Genomic DNA, 14,072 nt, shown 5'->3' with positions numbered 1-14,072 from the left:
AGGTGTTTTTACGGGAATATTGCTATTCTAATTGCCAAAAATTAAGAAAATATTAACAACTCTTCATAAGTTTGTGGATTTTACGATGTGAGACGAGGCATTGTTGTATAATAAATCTAATTTATCGGCGAAGATTTTTTTGATGGTCGGAGTGACAAGAATCGAACTTGCGACCCCTGCCTCCCGAAGGCAGTGCTCTACCAGGCTGAGCTACACTCCGATCTGATTTTTCTACTGAGGCAAGGCTGTGCCGGAACCTATCCAAATTAGTGATCACGCTGCAGAGAAAAAAGGGCAAGTTCTACTAATGCATCTTTATAGACTGTCTTGGGTAGAATTTCTAAGGCAGTTAAAGCGCGATCAACCTCTTGTGCAGCATAGTTTCTCGTGAATTCTATCGCTTTGGTGGTCTCAATTGCTTCAAGGATTTCAGTTAAATGTTGCAAACTTCCTTCACGAAGACTATCTCTGATTAGTTGTTGCTGTGCCGAAGTACCGTGTTGCAGGGCGTGCAGCAGGGGTAGAGTGGCTTTACCATCAGCCAAATCATCGCCAATGTTTTTGCCAATTGTTTTTGCATCTGAACAATAGTCTAGAGCATCATCGATCAGTTGAAAGGCATTACCCAAATGAAGGCCATAGGCATATAAGCTTTGTTCAACTTTTTCGCCGGACTCTGATAAGAGAGCCCCAATAGAGGCTGAGGTGGCAAATAACAGGGCAGTTTTGGAACGAATAACGTCAAAATAATCTTCGATTGACAAGGAAGAGTTATGGCGATTGACAAGCTGTTTCACTTCTCCACAACTAATTTGATGTGAAGTATCCGCTAATAAGCGAAGAATTTGTGAATGGTTAACACTTACCATAAGTTGTACGGATTGCGTAAAAAGATAGTCGCCGACAAGAATGCTTGCCTTGGAGCCCCAAATCTCGTTAGCGGTTTCGCGTCCGCGCCTTAAGGTAGATTCATCGACGACATCATCATGTAATAAGGTTGCCGTATGAAAAAACTCAATCATTGCTGCCAATGTGATGTGATCTTTACCGGTATAATTGCATGCACGGCTTGCTAGAAGCACTAGTAAAGGGCGTAGGCGCTTACCACCGCTTTGTACAATATGATGCGCTAAATCATCAATTAAGCCAATTTGTGATTGGATTTTGTTAATAATGAGGGTATTAACCGCATCGAAATCATCACTCACTAGCGCTTTTAAACGGTTTACCGTCATTGTTAATCCTCACTCATGGAATCTATGCATGCTAAGGGGGGGCTCGATTAATGTCAAGTTTGTAACCTAAGCCAAATGAGAAAATATCAGGGGGCCCCGGTTGGCTTCTCCTCGTTTTGAGGAGAAGCAGGTTAAGGTTAGTTTTTTGAACGGGGGATGGAAAATTCCTTATAAAAAATTTTCTTTGTTCGCTTATTCTTACGGTAGGTATTCCCACCAAGGTTTTTAGCGGCATACATTGCCTTGTCAGCTTTGGCAATCAGGGCATCGGCATTTCGAGTATCATGGGGATAACTCGCTAGGCCAATACTGATCTTGCAATGAATTTCTCTGCCGCCAATTACAAAAGGTCTATTGAACTCCTCGATAATACGCTGTGCAATCGACTTAGGTATTTTGTCTTTTTCAAGATGATTGACGACGGCAGTGAACTCATCACCGCCTAGCCGAGCGAGAAAGTCATTTTCTCTGAGGCAAGCTTGCATGCGGTTGCCTCCTTCAGCAAGTAAAATATCACCGGCTTCATGCCCGTAATGATCATTCACTTCTTTCAAGCCATCGAAGTCCATAAAGAAGACAGTTACACAATGACCTTTAATCTTGGCTGAATCAAGCACATTTTGTAAATAAGCGTTGAAATAAGAGCGATTGGGCAAATTAGTTAGAGTGTCATAGCGGGCAAGATAATGAAATTTATCCTTATCGGCCTGTAATAAATAATTGTGGTCGCGGAGCATTTTTTCGTATTGTGCGTTTTCCCGTAGAACGGTATATAAAGTTGTTGTAATGACAAATAATGAAAAAAAACGGTTTATAAATCCCATTAATAAAAAATCAGCGTTAGCTAATTCGTAGACAGGGATAACAGTCTGCGTTGTGAAGAAAATAACCATAAAGAGGGCAATAGAGGCATAGATCAGTAAACCCGACCAGCCTATTACAGCTGCAGCAAGGATCGGTACGACATAAAACCAACCAAAATAAGAAGTAGCGATGCCCCCCATCCAACAATTGGCCAAGGTTGTTGAGATTAAAACAAGAAGAGTCAACACATGGCCGCAGAATATACTGTTTTTATTTTTTTTAAGAATAATTAGATTGAGCGCTGCAATAACACAGGCTCCGGTGACAAGATAAACCAAACGCCAAAGATGCCAGGAGCTATAAATGTAAATTAAGAAAAGACCAAGAATGATAAGCTCGACACTGACAGTTTTAATTAATCTATATTGACGACTGTAACCTATTTGTGGAGTGGTATCATTAGCAACCCATTCTATCAATTGTTTGAATAAGTACATTCTTTTACCCTGTTAATTTCCCTTCATTTCTACTCGCCATATCAAGGAATTGAGTTGGCATACCTCGTAAAAAATGTTTATAACAGATGTCCTTATTCAAATTGTCCATTCACCTCCTAGCGATTTTTGGAAAATTGCTCGTTGAGCCACATCAAAAATACACCTGAAGGTTTATTTATTATAGATTAAATGTTCATTAATTTCTCATAATGGAATATTTTTATCATAACAAGCCAGCTCCTTAGAGGGCTGATTTTTGCTTATAAAGAAGGGAAAAAAATTTTTTACAAAAAAATAGGCTATTTACTCGTTATTGTTCTATTCAGCTATTTTCCAGTTGGGCAAATTTTAGTAAAATTAGCCTTATTAATGATCATCCGATATTAAAATAATGCCATCTAATGTTTTAGACGCTCCTAATCCCAAAGGGGGGCGATTTTTTTTCTCTATTAGCCATGCTAAAACAACCGAGTCTATCTACCCGCCACGATTAGCTGTGGACCAAATAAAACAAGGAGGAAATACGGGTAATTGCTTTCTACTATCAGTAATCAATGCCATTCTTGCTTTGCCAGAAGGAGAAAGCTATATCCGTCAATTACTTATTGAAAAATCGGACAAAGTTTATGTCCATTTTTTTCAGGATGATAAGCCAATGTGGATAGCTGTTGAAAAATCGCTACCTACCAATTGGGGGCTTTTAAGCTCGGGAGCTTTGGCATTGATGAGCGGTGATTATGATAAAACCTTAAAAGCGGGAGATGCAAGGCAGGTTCTGCGCACCTTTCTTGGAGGGTTTGATACTTATATTGCCCCTTCTATCCAATCCCGCACTACTGTCGAAGAATTGTATAACAAAAGAATTTATGGTTGTTCGGGTGAGGATATTTATTCCTTCATCTTTTTATTAAGACCCTACGATAGATTGGCTACAGAAGTTTTGCTCATCAAACATATTTTTTCAGACGATAAAAGCTTATTAAATGACTGGTGGGATTGGGTTGCTCAGGATCCAGAAAGCTGGAAAAAATTAGTTTCTGGAAAAGAACTTCTATTTGAAGAAGAGGTTCTCAATTTTATAGATTGTCAACAACAAAAGTCCAAGGATTCCCCTCTAAAAGCAATATTAGCGGTTAAACAGTGGCTCATTAAAAATAAGCTTTTACCAGGAAAAAACCATTACAGTAAAGATGAACTAATAGTTTATAGTGCTTTAGTCGAAGCACATAAAGCACAACAGCCCATTGTTGCCTCACCTAAAGCAAAAGCGTCTGAGGGTTTAATTGCACAACACAGCTATGCAGTGCTAGGGTTTACGGAGAGTAAAATGACCCACCGAAAATTTGTGATTTTGCGTAATCCTTATGCAGAAGATCGCTGGATTACTCAGTTTTTCTTACCAGGCGGTCGTCAGGCAAAGGAAGTTATTGATAATAAAGGAGAGATAAGGCTCGAAATTTCTACTACTTCGCGCTCAACTTTTAAGATGGAATTGCGTGATTTTTCTCAGGCTTTTGCTTATATCGATAGTGGTAATTCGCTCAATAAGATTAAGATTGAGCAATTAGAAGAGGATAGTCCATCCCCCTCAGTTGTCAGGCTAAGTTGATTTTCTATCCTTTATTTAAGACCATTACTCAAAAGTTCATTATAAATGGTGCTAGGTACAGTTATTGTCGTCGGTAGTGTTAGTGGAGCGGGTTTAAACAGCAAATTGCGATGAATAAATTTGCTACAGTATTGGTGATAACCTATTGATTCAATGATGTTTTTTTGGAAATCTTTTAAATTCTCTAGCCTAGTTTTGCAACCTTGTTCAACTATATTGGTGAACTGAGGATCAAGTGGATCCCTGTAGAGCGCACCTAATTCTTTCCAAAGTTCTGAGCTAATCTGAGCTTTGATTTGCGGCCAAATAGGGCTTAGATCAGTACCCAGCAGAGAAAAAACCCTTGTTACATACTGATAATCTTTTGCTGTTAAAGGGTTGGTAAATTGTGCCAGATAATTCATTGCAACTTCACAGACAATACGCTTTCTTCTCTCTTCAAGCGCAATTAGGAACGCTTTTTCCAATGGAATGAAATGCTTGTACTTTTCTGAGTAAACAGAGACCGTAGCTGTTTTAATGTCAAAATACCAGGCGTGTAAATTTAATTCCTTGCGTTCAAGTTTTTCAGCCACCAGCGGATAAGTTTTCAAATTTTCTACTTGCGCCAAAACATTTCGTTTAGTCAACTCTAATACATCTGTAGCGAAATCACCGGTAAATTTAGCTTCTTTCTCCATGGTTTCGCGCACAGAATGGGAGTGGGCAATCCATGAGGATACAGCAGCTAATTGATGTTCAATTCCTGGGGTTAATAAACCTGCCATTGCGCCACAATTGGAATGACCACAAACAATCACGTCTTCTGTGGGTAATTTGGTGAGTGCATACTCAATGATTGCTGCCACACTTTTTTCGCCAGCAGAATAAGGTGGAATGATATTACCTATATTTCGAGAGGAAAATAAATCTCCAGGTTTTGACTCCGTTATAAGAGGGGGATCAATACGAGAATCTGAACAGGCAAAGAAAAGAACAGTAGGTTTTTGCCCTGTACTTAATTTTTGAAACATATCTTCCATGTCTGGAAAGGATGCTTTTTGAAATTGCAGTGCTCCAAGCATTAATCGAATTAACATAATTTGCTCTCTTTTTTAATATTCGTAGCAATCACCAAACTGACTGAGTGCAAAGATAGTCAATTGTTGCTATTTAGTCAACAAATTTAACAAAACTGTAAACTTGGTTGGCTACATGATCTATGTTTTTATTTTGTAACCTCTCCCCACTTCATTTCGAGCGAAACTATTTCTTAGTTTTTTTGAACATGCTTGTAAATGTTAGGTATTTTCGCTGACATAACTTTAGGGGGATGCCTTCGCTCAGGATGGTGTGGGGTGGGTGACATAGGGAGACAGGTATGTGATTATATTGAAAATTCTGGAATGCGATTCACAATAGGGTTTGCAGTAACTGATAATCCACACCTGGAAGAAAAATATCTTTTACAGCAGTCGCATTGAGATTAATTGCATAGAGAGAGGGTTGGATGATTCCTTTAAATAAGGAACACAAGCTTTTGAAAAGAAGAAGATAGCAAAGACATTTTTCATCACATTGTGAAACAGTTTTTATTTTGTAATGCCACCATTCTCCTTTCCCTCTAAGCTGTGAGCTACTTTAGCCATTCATGGTTTTCATCGGGAACAAAAATAGTCGTTACATCTTTATATGCTGTGGTAATTAGCCAACCATGTGGTACTGCGGCTCGGTGCATAATTGCCAAGTTGCTCCAAGCACCAAAATCAGGCGGGGTAATTTGTTCCCAGTGAGGGTCTAGACGCGATGCTAATTCTGTATAAGGTATCTGGATGTTCGCTGCGGACAATAGTGAAGGAATAAGGGTTAAAATAAGAAAGAGTTTTTTCATTTGTTTTTCTCAAACTAAAATTAAGGATGTGGCAATTATATCGTTGGTTTTATTTTAATCCATAGTTCGTTTTTAATAAAAACGGAATGAGTTGAGATTTAATGATTCTAGATAAAGAAAGGTTTTATCCATCAATGGTCACTCATTAAACCCTACAATCAAATGTTTCAGCAGGTTCTTCACGCGACATTAAATCAGAGGCGATAAAATTGTCATCCGCTGCTTCAATAAGTTGGTCAAATGCTCGATTAAGAGGCGATTTGAAGAATCCTTGTTTTAATAATTGATATCCTATTCCCGCTCCTATAAGACCGCCGATAATCAGCGTACCCATCCCTAAACCAAAAATTAATGAACCCAGCAACACGGTTACTGTAGATGCGGCTGCAACAACGATAACACTTTTGCTTATTTTGGTAATGACTGATTTTGCTATGCCTAGTGTGCTGGCTTCTTGCAAGGCTGCATCGCACGTCTTGACGAAGGTTTCGATGATTTTTTTCTTATCTTGTTCGGAGTCGAGTAAGCCAACGAGTAATTCGATGAGTGCATCTCTCATGGCTTGTTCTTGATAGGAAGGTAATTTAGCAATTAAATTTTCAAAATTAACTACGGCTTCATGTAAGGTTAAATTGGTTTTCAGAAGTGTCTTCATCTCTGCCAATGTTGGTTCATGAATCCAGTAAGGTTTGAGCTGTGTATGAGAATCAACATAGTTTTTTGCTTTTTGGTACTGCCCAATTTGAATAATTGCAGTAAATAATTCCTTTACCTGGTCGTCGTTCTGGGCTGAAGTAATAAATGGTGTGTAAGCAATTTGATAGTTTTTCTGGAGCTTGTTTAATAATGCATCATCGATTTTTCGAGATACCTGCAAATCGCTTTTGCATCCAACTAAGACTATTGCTGTATTAGGAGAGGTTTCTTTTATCAATTTAAGATCGGCGGCAAAGGCTTCTTCGTCGAGCTCTTTTGATAAATCAAGGGCGTATACACAAACATGGCAATCTTTCAGGTAAGACTTTTTTAATTCTGGAATATACTGCGGTGGGATTTTATTGGATTCTGAGATATCCCAAATTTTAAGGCTGCTGCTTTCATCAATATGTACAGTCGTATAATAGACACCCCAATCGTCTTCAGGATAATCACTTGTATATTTACGCTGTTCATCACTAATAAATTTACCGCTTTTAAAACGATAGATTAGAGAAGTTTTTCCGCTTCCCTGAGAACCCAAGAAAGTTGCAGTAATAAATGACAAGGTAAACCTCTAAATCATCTGCCTTGTGATAGGGGATGCATTATACAGTATGATCAGATATCAGTCTAGCGGTGAAAAATTTTATACATTAAAGCGAAAATGCATTACATCGCCATCACAAACAATGTATTCTTTGCCTTCAAGACGTAATTTTCCTGCTTCTTTGGCCCCTTGTTCTCCTCCATAGGTGATAAATGCTTCATAGGCAATGACCTCAGCACGAATAAATCCTTTTTCAAAATCAGTATGAATCACTGAAGCGGCTTGAGGGGCTGTGGCGCCTTTATGTATAGTCCATGCGCGAACTTCTTTGACTCCGGCTGTGAAATAAGTTTGTAAGCCTAAGAGCTCATAGCCCGCACGAATGACTCGATGTAATCCCGGTTCATCAAGACCTAAGTCATCCATAAATTCTTTACGATCGGCTTCATCTAAGTCCACAAGCTCAGCTTCTGTTGCTGCACTCAGGGCAACTATAGAAGAATTTTCTTGTTGAGCTAGGGCGTTTACTTTGTCTAAATAAGGATTATTGTCGTAGCCATTATCATCAACGTTAGCAATATAAAGTACAGGTTTTGCTGTGAGTAGAAATAATCGACGAGAAACAGATTGCTCTTCTGTGGTGAGTGGCAAAGTGCGCACTAGAAATCCCGCATCTAAATGGGCCTTTATTTTTTCAAGCGTTTGTTTTTCAAAGAGAGCTTCTTTATTGCCGCTTTTACTGTTTTTACCCGCTTTATTAAGTGCTTTTTCGACAGTTTCCATATCGGCAAGTGCTAATTCGGTATTAATAACTTCAATGTCGCTTAAGGGATCAACTCGGCCTTCAACATGGACAACGTCTGAATTATCAAAACAACGTACCACGTGAGCAATGGCATCAGTTTCGCGAATATTAGCTAAAAATTGATTGCCTAACCCCTCACCTTTGGCTGCTCCCTTAACCAGTCCGGCAATATCTACAAATTGCATTGTGGCTGGAACGACCTGTTGCGGTTTTACGATTGCACTCAAGGCATCAAGACGTGGGTCAGGTACTGTAACGATACCGACGTTCGGTTCGATGGTACAAAAAGGATAGTTTGCCGCTTCAATACCTGCTTTAGTTAATGCATTGAAGAGAGTTGATTTACCTACATTAGGTAAGCCTACTATTCCACATTTAAATCCCATTGTGCACCTCACAAAATCTCAGATATCGCTAGATTTGCTGCTTATCTAACCGTTTAATAAATTCATAGCTCCGGCAATATTGCCTGTCAACAAGGTAGGAATCACCGCAACTCCCCGATCGATAGCGTCAAACATTAATTGTCTATCCTGTGGTGATGGTTTTCCTAATACAAAATTTAATACTAAATCTTTATGGCCTGGATGGCCGATTCCTACTCGTAAACGATGAAATTCAGAACTACCTAATTGGGCAATAATGTCCCTAAGACCATTATGTCCGCCATGGCCACCGCCTGTTTTAATCTTTATTCTTCCTGGAGCTAGGTCCAGTTCATCATGGGCAACTAAGATTTCATCGGGATTAATACGGTAAAACTGAGCGATTTCCCTAGTTGCTAATCCACTATGATTCATAAAAGTCAAAGGGAGTAAGGTTTTACAAGAAACATTATTAATTGTAAAACTCGCTACTTCACCATGGAGCTTTTTCTCCACTTTAAATGAGCCATTATGGCGCTGAGTTAAAGTTTCTACAAACCATCCACCGGCATTATGTCGAGTATGCTCATAGGCAGAACCGGGATTGCGTAAGCCGATAATAAGTTTAATTGCCATAAGGAGGGCTCATTCAATGATGGGCTTTTCAGCCCATCCACTTCTAAAAAGAAATGCGCTATTCAGTGCCTTTCTCTTCGTTTTCTTCAGGAGCCGCTTCAGTTTCTGTTTCTTCTGAAGCAGAAGCAGCTACTTCCTCTTCTTCGATAATAGCAACTTTAGGCGCATGAATACTGACAACGGGTAAATCATGGCTACCATCTTTCACGTCTACTGTGAGTTGTACACCTTTAGGAAGTTTAAGGTCAGAAAGGTGAATGACGTCATCCATTTCCACAGCGGCCATATCTACTTCAATGAATTCAGGAAGATTTTTTGCCTGACAGCGCACTTCAACTTGGTTCATCGTGTGAGAAATTATACCACCTGCTTTAACGCCTTTAGATGTTTGCTCATTGATAAAATGAAGAGGAACGTGGATTACTAACACATCTTTCGCCCCTACACGTTGTAAGTCCATATGCATAATAACGGGTTTGTAAGGATGACGTTGTAGATCTTTTAGAATCACATGTTCTACTTTACCATCAACATGTAAATCAAAAACACTAGAATAAATGCTTTCGCTTTCTAACGCTTTTATTACTTTATTATGTAATAAATGAATTGATTGGGGTTTTTTGTCTCCACCGTATAAAACAGCAGGTACTTTATTTTCAAGACGACGTAGGCGGCGGCTCGCACCTTTCCCCAGGTCTTTTCTTGTTTCAGCTTCTAAAACGATTGTTGACATTAGTAGTCTCCATAATGAGTAAAAACCTGTTGTCCCGCGACCAGGAACAAGGTTCCCTAATATAGATAGGGTGGCGAAGTATACAATATTTTAAAATCAACTTGAAGTCATTGGCGTAATTTCATAGAATATGCCACTTTATTGAATTCGTAAAAGCCATTCAGGCGAGTTGGAGAAATAGCTATGTATGCTGTAATTAAGGCTGGCGGTAAGCAATACCGCGTAAAAGAAGGTGATATTCTAAAATTAGAATTGATGTCCGATGATGTAGGTAACGAAGTCAGTTTCTCTGAAGTCCTCATGCTTGCCGATGGTGATAAGATGACTTGGGGTACTCCACTCGTTGCAAAAGCAGCGGTTAAAGCTGAAGTGCTTGCTCATGGTCGCCACAAGAAAGTGAAAATTATTAAGTTTCGTCGTCGTAAGCACCACATGAAACAAATGGGTCATCGACAATATTATACGCAAGTAAAAATTACTTCCATCAGTAAGTAAGAGGGGAAAGAAATGGCTCATAAGAAAGCAGGCGGTAGTACACGTAATGGCCGCGACTCGAATCCTAAGTTCCTTGGCGTTAAGCGCTTTGGCGGCCAAATGGTTAATGCAGGTGAAATTCTTGTTCGTCAACGCGGCACACGTTTTCATGCTGGTGAAGGCGTAGGTTGTGGACGCGATCACACTTTATACGCTTTAGTGAGCGGAATTGTTGAGTTCACTATCAAAGGTACTAAAAATCGCAAATACGTGAAAATTAATGCAGTAGAAAACTAATATTGAATAGAGTTTAGTACTGGGCCCCGGCATTCCGGGGCTTTTTTTTGGTAAGTGCTTAGTTCTATCTGAGAACGGCTATTAAACCGACTTAGCCCGAACTGAGGTATCCCCACGAAATGAGTATCTAAAGAATTTGTATGAATTTTATCCTGCTCAGCCTGAGGAGCACTCATGGCGTGCGTATCAAAGCCTGTCCTGAGGCTCTCTCGAATGAGGGCTTTTTGCGACACTTCGAGACAGCGCTGCGTGCTTCCTCAGTGCGAACGGTATAAACTAAAACGATCAATGAACTAAATAGTCTATTTAATTTCGTGGGGATACCCCAGAGTCCGAACGGAGAAAAAAGATGGAAAACCATCTTAGCAATGTAGGTTGGGTCTTGGCCCAACAGTCACTACCTAAAAACCGTTCAACCTCTCATCTGAGCGATTACTTTTTTGGGGTGTAAATCATGAAATTCGTTGATGAAGCAATCATTAAAATTGAAGCCGGAAATGGCGGTCATGGTTGTCTAAGCTTTAGACGTGAGAAATTTGTACCGCGTGGCGGCCCCGATGGAGGAGATGGTGGTGATGGTGGGTCGGTATTTCTTGAAGCCAGCTCAGACTTGAATACTTTGGTTGATTTTCGTTACCAACGACATTACAAAGCTGAAAATGGCCAGCCTGGTATGGGGGGCAATTGCACCGGTAAAAAAGGAGATGATTTAATCATCTCTGTTCCTGTGGGAACAATGGTCTACGATATCGATTCAGGCGAACTGCTTGGCGATATTAATCATGCCGGCGAACGTTTGTTAGTTGCTCAGGGCGGCTTTCATGGCTTAGGCAATACTCGTTATAAAAGTAGTGTTAATCGCGCACCGCGACAAACGACTCAAGGTACTCCAGGTGAGGCACGGCATTTACGTCTGGAGTTACGCGTACTGGCCGACGTAGGTTTACTTGGTTTACCGAATGCGGGTAAGTCGACTCTAATTCGAGCAGTCTCCAGTGCTAAACCGAAAGTAGCTGATTATCCCTTTACTACACTACATCCTGGCTTAGGCGTGGTAAGTGTTTCTGCGCATAAAAGTTTCGTCATGGCAGATATTCCAGGTTTAATTGAAGGTGCGGCTAGCGGTGCTGGCTTGGGCCATCGATTTTTAAAACATCTTTCACGCACATGTGTACTATTACATGTGATTGATCTCTGTCCTCAGGATGATACAAATCCAATCGACTCGGCCAAAGCAATTATTAATGAACTGGAAGTCTATGATCCAGAACTGGTTAATAAACCACGTTGGCTCGTTTTGAATAAAGTAGATATGTTTCCCGATGAAGAGAGCAAACAAAAAGCAGTGCAAAGCCTTATCGATGGTTTACAGTGGAAGGATAAGGTATTTACGATTTCCGCCCTAAGTGGCGTTGGCACCCAACAGCTCTGCTACTCCTTAATGCAGCTGATCGATGAGATGAAAGAGGCGGAAGCTTAGCCATTCTGCCGCATAATGAATGACAAGGGGACTACGATAGGGAAGCTCATGGGTTTCATGGGTTTCTTTGCCGTTTATTTTTGCATTGCGATATTGAATAGACACTTGAGTTTTACCTTTTTTCCCTTGACCTGACCAATATTCTTGCAGTCCACGTAGATGAAAATGAAGAGCGGCATCTTTATCATGATAAAATTTTAACCAAGGATAGCTATCAGGTTGTTGGATTAAGGTTTGTAAAATCCCTCCCGTTGCCTCATCAATAATGGAGATAGGAATTTGACTCTTCACGATCTTTTCGTATAGTAATTCCGAGGCTTTTTGTTCCGGAGTAGCAATAATATAGGGGGCTGCTATCGATTCGACGATCTGTATTACCTCAACCATTAATTGACTCTTACAGCGTACCTTGCATTCGACATAGGGTGTTTCCAAACGATAGCCGGTTTTACAATCTATCTTGACGAGAGCCTCGTCTATTTCTTGAGCAATTTGACTTTCTGCAACTCCAAATAAACGCCATTTATGAATCTGTTTTTCGCTATGAGTCATTTGCTGTAATAAGGGCAGAACATAATCATTAAACATCGGCAGGCATTCACGTGGTGGACCAGGCAGTAAAATAAAAACCTTGTCCTCATAGACACAATAACAACCTACCGCAGTCCCGTTAGGATTAGGAAGGATAGTAGCCTGCGCTGGGAAAAGAGCTTGTTGGCGATTTCCTGGGTTTAATTCCTGCTCACTAAGACCCAAGCGATTTTGAATATGTTGAATCGCTGCTGGGAATTCCACTAAATCGGTTTTAAGAAAACGGCCCAAAGCAAAACGAGTCCGATCATCTGAGGTGGGCCCAAGTCCGCCGGTTATGATAATAATATTGTGATGTTTGGCTAGAAAAGAAAGGCAATCATAAAGCTCCTGTTCTTTATCACTACAGACAAGTTGTAATCCTAAAGGTAAGCCTTCAGAGCTTAACGCATGAGCTAGATTGTGGCTATTGGTATTAAGAATATCACCATGAATAATTTCATCACCTGTTGCAAGTAGAGCTACTGTCATTTTGCTTCTTCCAATTTGATAAGACTTAGGGTTGTTACATGCCGTTGGCCGGGTACAAATTGAATTCCCCACAATGAAATCGTTGGGTTTGTATCAATAAGATAACGTCCATCAGCTAAGGTTAAAGGTTGGGCTTGGGCTAAAATCACAAAGCCATCACAAAACCAGTTGAAAATCCTAAAGTCTCGTAGTTGAGTTGATGATTTTCTAACAAAAGGGGGTAAAGCGCTAGCTTTAAAAAGAGGAAAAATTCCTACAGATTTCAGTTGAGCACTTTGGGTTAAAGGTGTTTTCACATCAGCTATGTAGAGTTGGCTGTCGATTTCAGCAGCATCCCGCCAAAGTGTTGAACTAGCAAGATAGGGGAAAGCACGCAGTCTTTTCACGGATAAATACTTTGCTGCCAAATAAGTTTGCATCGTAGACAGCGCGCGATAATGTTGAACGCTATTAAATAGAAAAAATAAGCCGACAAAAATAAGGCCAAACAATGCGCCTCGTCGATCATCATGGATAATAGTCCAAGCGATCCCAAGCACTAAAGGGATAGTAACCATTGGATCAATGATAGCAACAAGATCCCAACTAATGCGTTGATCTGAGAAAGGCCAAAATAACATCGTGCCATAGCTTGTCAATGCATCGAGTAAACCATGGGTGGCATAGCCAATAAATGCAGCTATCAAAGTAAGCTGCCAATGGGTGCGGAATCGTTTAAATACCAAAAACGCTAAAGCCACTAATAAGGCTCCAATAGGAATAAACAGGAGTGAGTGAGTAAAATTACGGTGGTAGAGGAGGGCTAACATGGGATCTGATTTCGAGTTGATGAAGATATCCAGATCAGGTGTCATGGCTGCTAAACCACCAACTATCCAAGCATTGCGCTTATCGCGTTTGTGCAAAAAGACCTGTGCAGAGGCTGCACCTAAGGCACCATGGGTAATCGGATCCATCTT

General features: G+C 40.3%; 14 protein-coding genes and 1 tRNA gene. 4 read left to right on the top strand and 11 right to left on the bottom strand.

What is annotated here, in order from left to right; genetic code table 11:
• Nucleotides 1–143: 143 nt before the first annotated feature.
• From Lnau_RS01820 to Lnau_RS16715, 3 genes are all read right to left on the bottom strand, one after another.
• Nucleotides 144–220: transfer RNA gene (locus Lnau_RS01820), tRNA-Pro, on the bottom strand.
• Nucleotides 221–266: 46 nt separating this feature from the next.
• Nucleotides 267–1,235, bottom strand: coding sequence for a polyprenyl synthetase family protein (locus tag Lnau_RS01815; RefSeq protein ID WP_058503443.1), 969 nt, complete (start codon nucleotides 1,233–1,235; stop codon nucleotides 267–269).
• A gap of 137 nt (nucleotides 1,236–1,372) precedes the next feature.
• Nucleotides 1,373–2,536: a diguanylate cyclase domain-containing protein gene (locus tag Lnau_RS16715; protein ID WP_065240229.1), complete on the bottom strand. Its 1,164-nt coding sequence runs from the start codon at nucleotides 2,534–2,536 to the stop codon at nucleotides 1,373–1,375.
• Nucleotides 2,537–2,927: 391 nt separating this feature from the next.
• On the opposite strand from Lnau_RS16715, the gene Lnau_RS01805 reads away from it, so the two are divergent.
• Complete coding sequence (locus tag Lnau_RS01805) at nucleotides 2,928–4,145, top strand: C2 family cysteine protease (protein ID WP_058503442.1); 1,218 nt, start codon at nucleotides 2,928–2,930, stop codon at nucleotides 4,143–4,145.
• An 11-nt stretch (nucleotides 4,146–4,156) separates the two neighbouring features.
• Here Lnau_RS01805 and Lnau_RS01800 read toward each other — a convergent pair whose 3' ends face one another.
• The 6 genes from Lnau_RS01800 to Lnau_RS01775 form a co-directional block, all read right to left on the bottom strand.
• The gene (locus tag Lnau_RS01800; protein ID WP_058503441.1) at nucleotides 4,157–5,224 is read right to left on the bottom strand and encodes a carbonic anhydrase; all 1,068 of its coding nucleotides are present in this window, start codon (nucleotides 5,222–5,224) and stop codon (nucleotides 4,157–4,159) included.
• Between the two features lie 536 nt (nucleotides 5,225–5,760).
• A complete protein-coding gene (locus Lnau_RS01795; RefSeq protein WP_058503440.1) occupies nucleotides 5,761–6,015 on the bottom strand; it encodes a hypothetical protein in 255 nt (84 codons plus the stop codon).
• 145 nt (nucleotides 6,016–6,160) lie between these two features.
• Nucleotides 6,161–7,279 carry a P-loop NTPase family protein gene (locus tag Lnau_RS01790; protein WP_058503439.1) on the bottom strand — a complete coding sequence of 373 codons (1,119 nt, stop codon included), beginning with the start codon at nucleotides 7,277–7,279 and terminating at the stop codon, nucleotides 6,161–6,163.
• An 81-nt stretch (nucleotides 7,280–7,360) separates the two neighbouring features.
• Nucleotides 7,361–8,452: a redox-regulated ATPase YchF gene (gene ychF, locus Lnau_RS01785; protein WP_058503438.1), complete on the bottom strand. Its 1,092-nt coding sequence runs from the start codon at nucleotides 8,450–8,452 to the stop codon at nucleotides 7,361–7,363.
• Between the two features lie 45 nt (nucleotides 8,453–8,497).
• Complete coding sequence (gene pth / locus Lnau_RS01780) at nucleotides 8,498–9,067, bottom strand: aminoacyl-tRNA hydrolase (RefSeq protein ID WP_058503437.1); 570 nt, start codon at nucleotides 9,065–9,067, stop codon at nucleotides 8,498–8,500.
• 58 nt (nucleotides 9,068–9,125) lie between these two features.
• Entirely contained in the window at nucleotides 9,126–9,800 is a 675-nt protein-coding gene (locus Lnau_RS01775; protein WP_058503436.1) for a 50S ribosomal protein L25/general stress protein Ctc, read from the bottom strand.
• 183 nt (nucleotides 9,801–9,983) lie between these two features.
• Between Lnau_RS01775 and rplU the strand changes: the two genes are divergently transcribed.
• From rplU to cgtA, 3 genes are all read left to right on the top strand, one after another.
• Nucleotides 9,984–10,295, top strand: a complete 312-nt coding sequence (gene rplU / locus Lnau_RS01770) for a 50S ribosomal protein L21 (RefSeq protein WP_058503435.1) — start codon at nucleotides 9,984–9,986, stop codon at nucleotides 10,293–10,295.
• A 12-nt stretch (nucleotides 10,296–10,307) separates the two neighbouring features.
• Nucleotides 10,308–10,571, top strand: a complete 264-nt coding sequence (gene rpmA / locus Lnau_RS01765; RefSeq protein WP_058503434.1) for a 50S ribosomal protein L27 — start codon at nucleotides 10,308–10,310, stop codon at nucleotides 10,569–10,571.
• 454 nt (nucleotides 10,572–11,025) lie between these two features.
• Complete coding sequence (gene cgtA / locus Lnau_RS01760; RefSeq protein WP_058503433.1) at nucleotides 11,026–12,051, top strand: Obg family GTPase CgtA; 1,026 nt, start codon at nucleotides 11,026–11,028, stop codon at nucleotides 12,049–12,051.
• Here cgtA and Lnau_RS01755 read toward each other — a convergent pair.
• Nucleotides 12,010–13,113: a competence/damage-inducible protein A gene (locus Lnau_RS01755; RefSeq protein ID WP_058503432.1), complete on the bottom strand. Its 1,104-nt coding sequence runs from the start codon at nucleotides 13,111–13,113 to the stop codon at nucleotides 12,010–12,012. The two genes, cgtA and Lnau_RS01755, sit on opposite strands and share 42 nt — an antisense overlap.
• Complete coding sequence (locus Lnau_RS01750) at nucleotides 13,110–14,069, bottom strand: metal-dependent hydrolase (RefSeq protein WP_058503431.1); 960 nt, start codon at nucleotides 14,067–14,069, stop codon at nucleotides 13,110–13,112. The genes Lnau_RS01755 and Lnau_RS01750 overlap by 4 nt, the downstream gene beginning before the upstream one ends.
• Nucleotides 14,070–14,072 lie beyond the last annotated feature (3 nt).

Source organism: Legionella nautarum, from assembly GCF_001467895.1.
GTDB classification, from domain to species: Bacteria; Pseudomonadota; Gammaproteobacteria; order Legionellales; family Legionellaceae; genus Tatlockia; species Tatlockia nautarum.
The sequence above is the reverse complement of the archived record's forward strand: the minus strand, read 5'-3'. Positions and strand labels throughout refer to the sequence as shown.

Coding starts and splice junctions, on each gene's coding strand:
- Lnau_RS01815 (WP_058503443.1), bottom strand. CDS start 1,235: ATGACGGTAAACCGTTTAAAAGCGCTAGTGAGTGATGATTTCGATGCG.
- Lnau_RS16715 (WP_065240229.1), bottom strand. CDS start 2,536: ATGTACTTATTCAAACAATTGATAGAATGGGTTGCTAATGATACCACT.
- Lnau_RS01805 (WP_058503442.1), top strand. CDS start 2,928: ATGCCATCTAATGTTTTAGACGCTCCTAATCCCAAAGGGGGGCGATTT.
- Lnau_RS01800 (WP_058503441.1), bottom strand. CDS start 5,224: ATGTTAATTCGATTAATGCTTGGAGCACTGCAATTTCAAAAAGCATCC.
- Lnau_RS01795 (WP_058503440.1), bottom strand. CDS start 6,015: ATGAAAAAACTCTTTCTTATTTTAACCCTTATTCCTTCACTATTGTCC.
- ychF (WP_058503438.1), bottom strand. CDS start 8,452: ATGGGATTTAAATGTGGAATAGTAGGCTTACCTAATGTAGGTAAATCA.
- pth (WP_058503437.1), bottom strand. CDS start 9,067: ATGGCAATTAAACTTATTATCGGCTTACGCAATCCCGGTTCTGCCTAT.
- Lnau_RS01775 (WP_058503436.1), bottom strand. CDS start 9,800: ATGTCAACAATCGTTTTAGAAGCTGAAACAAGAAAAGACCTGGGGAAA.
- rplU (WP_058503435.1), top strand. CDS start 9,984: ATGTATGCTGTAATTAAGGCTGGCGGTAAGCAATACCGCGTAAAAGAA.
- rpmA (WP_058503434.1), top strand. CDS start 10,308: ATGGCTCATAAGAAAGCAGGCGGTAGTACACGTAATGGCCGCGACTCG.
- cgtA (WP_058503433.1), top strand. CDS start 11,026: ATGAAATTCGTTGATGAAGCAATCATTAAAATTGAAGCCGGAAATGGC.
- Lnau_RS01755 (WP_058503432.1), bottom strand. CDS start 13,113: ATGACAGTAGCTCTACTTGCAACAGGTGATGAAATTATTCATGGTGAT.
- Lnau_RS01750 (WP_058503431.1), bottom strand. CDS start 14,069: ATGGATCCGATTACCCATGGTGCCTTAGGTGCAGCCTCTGCACAGGTC.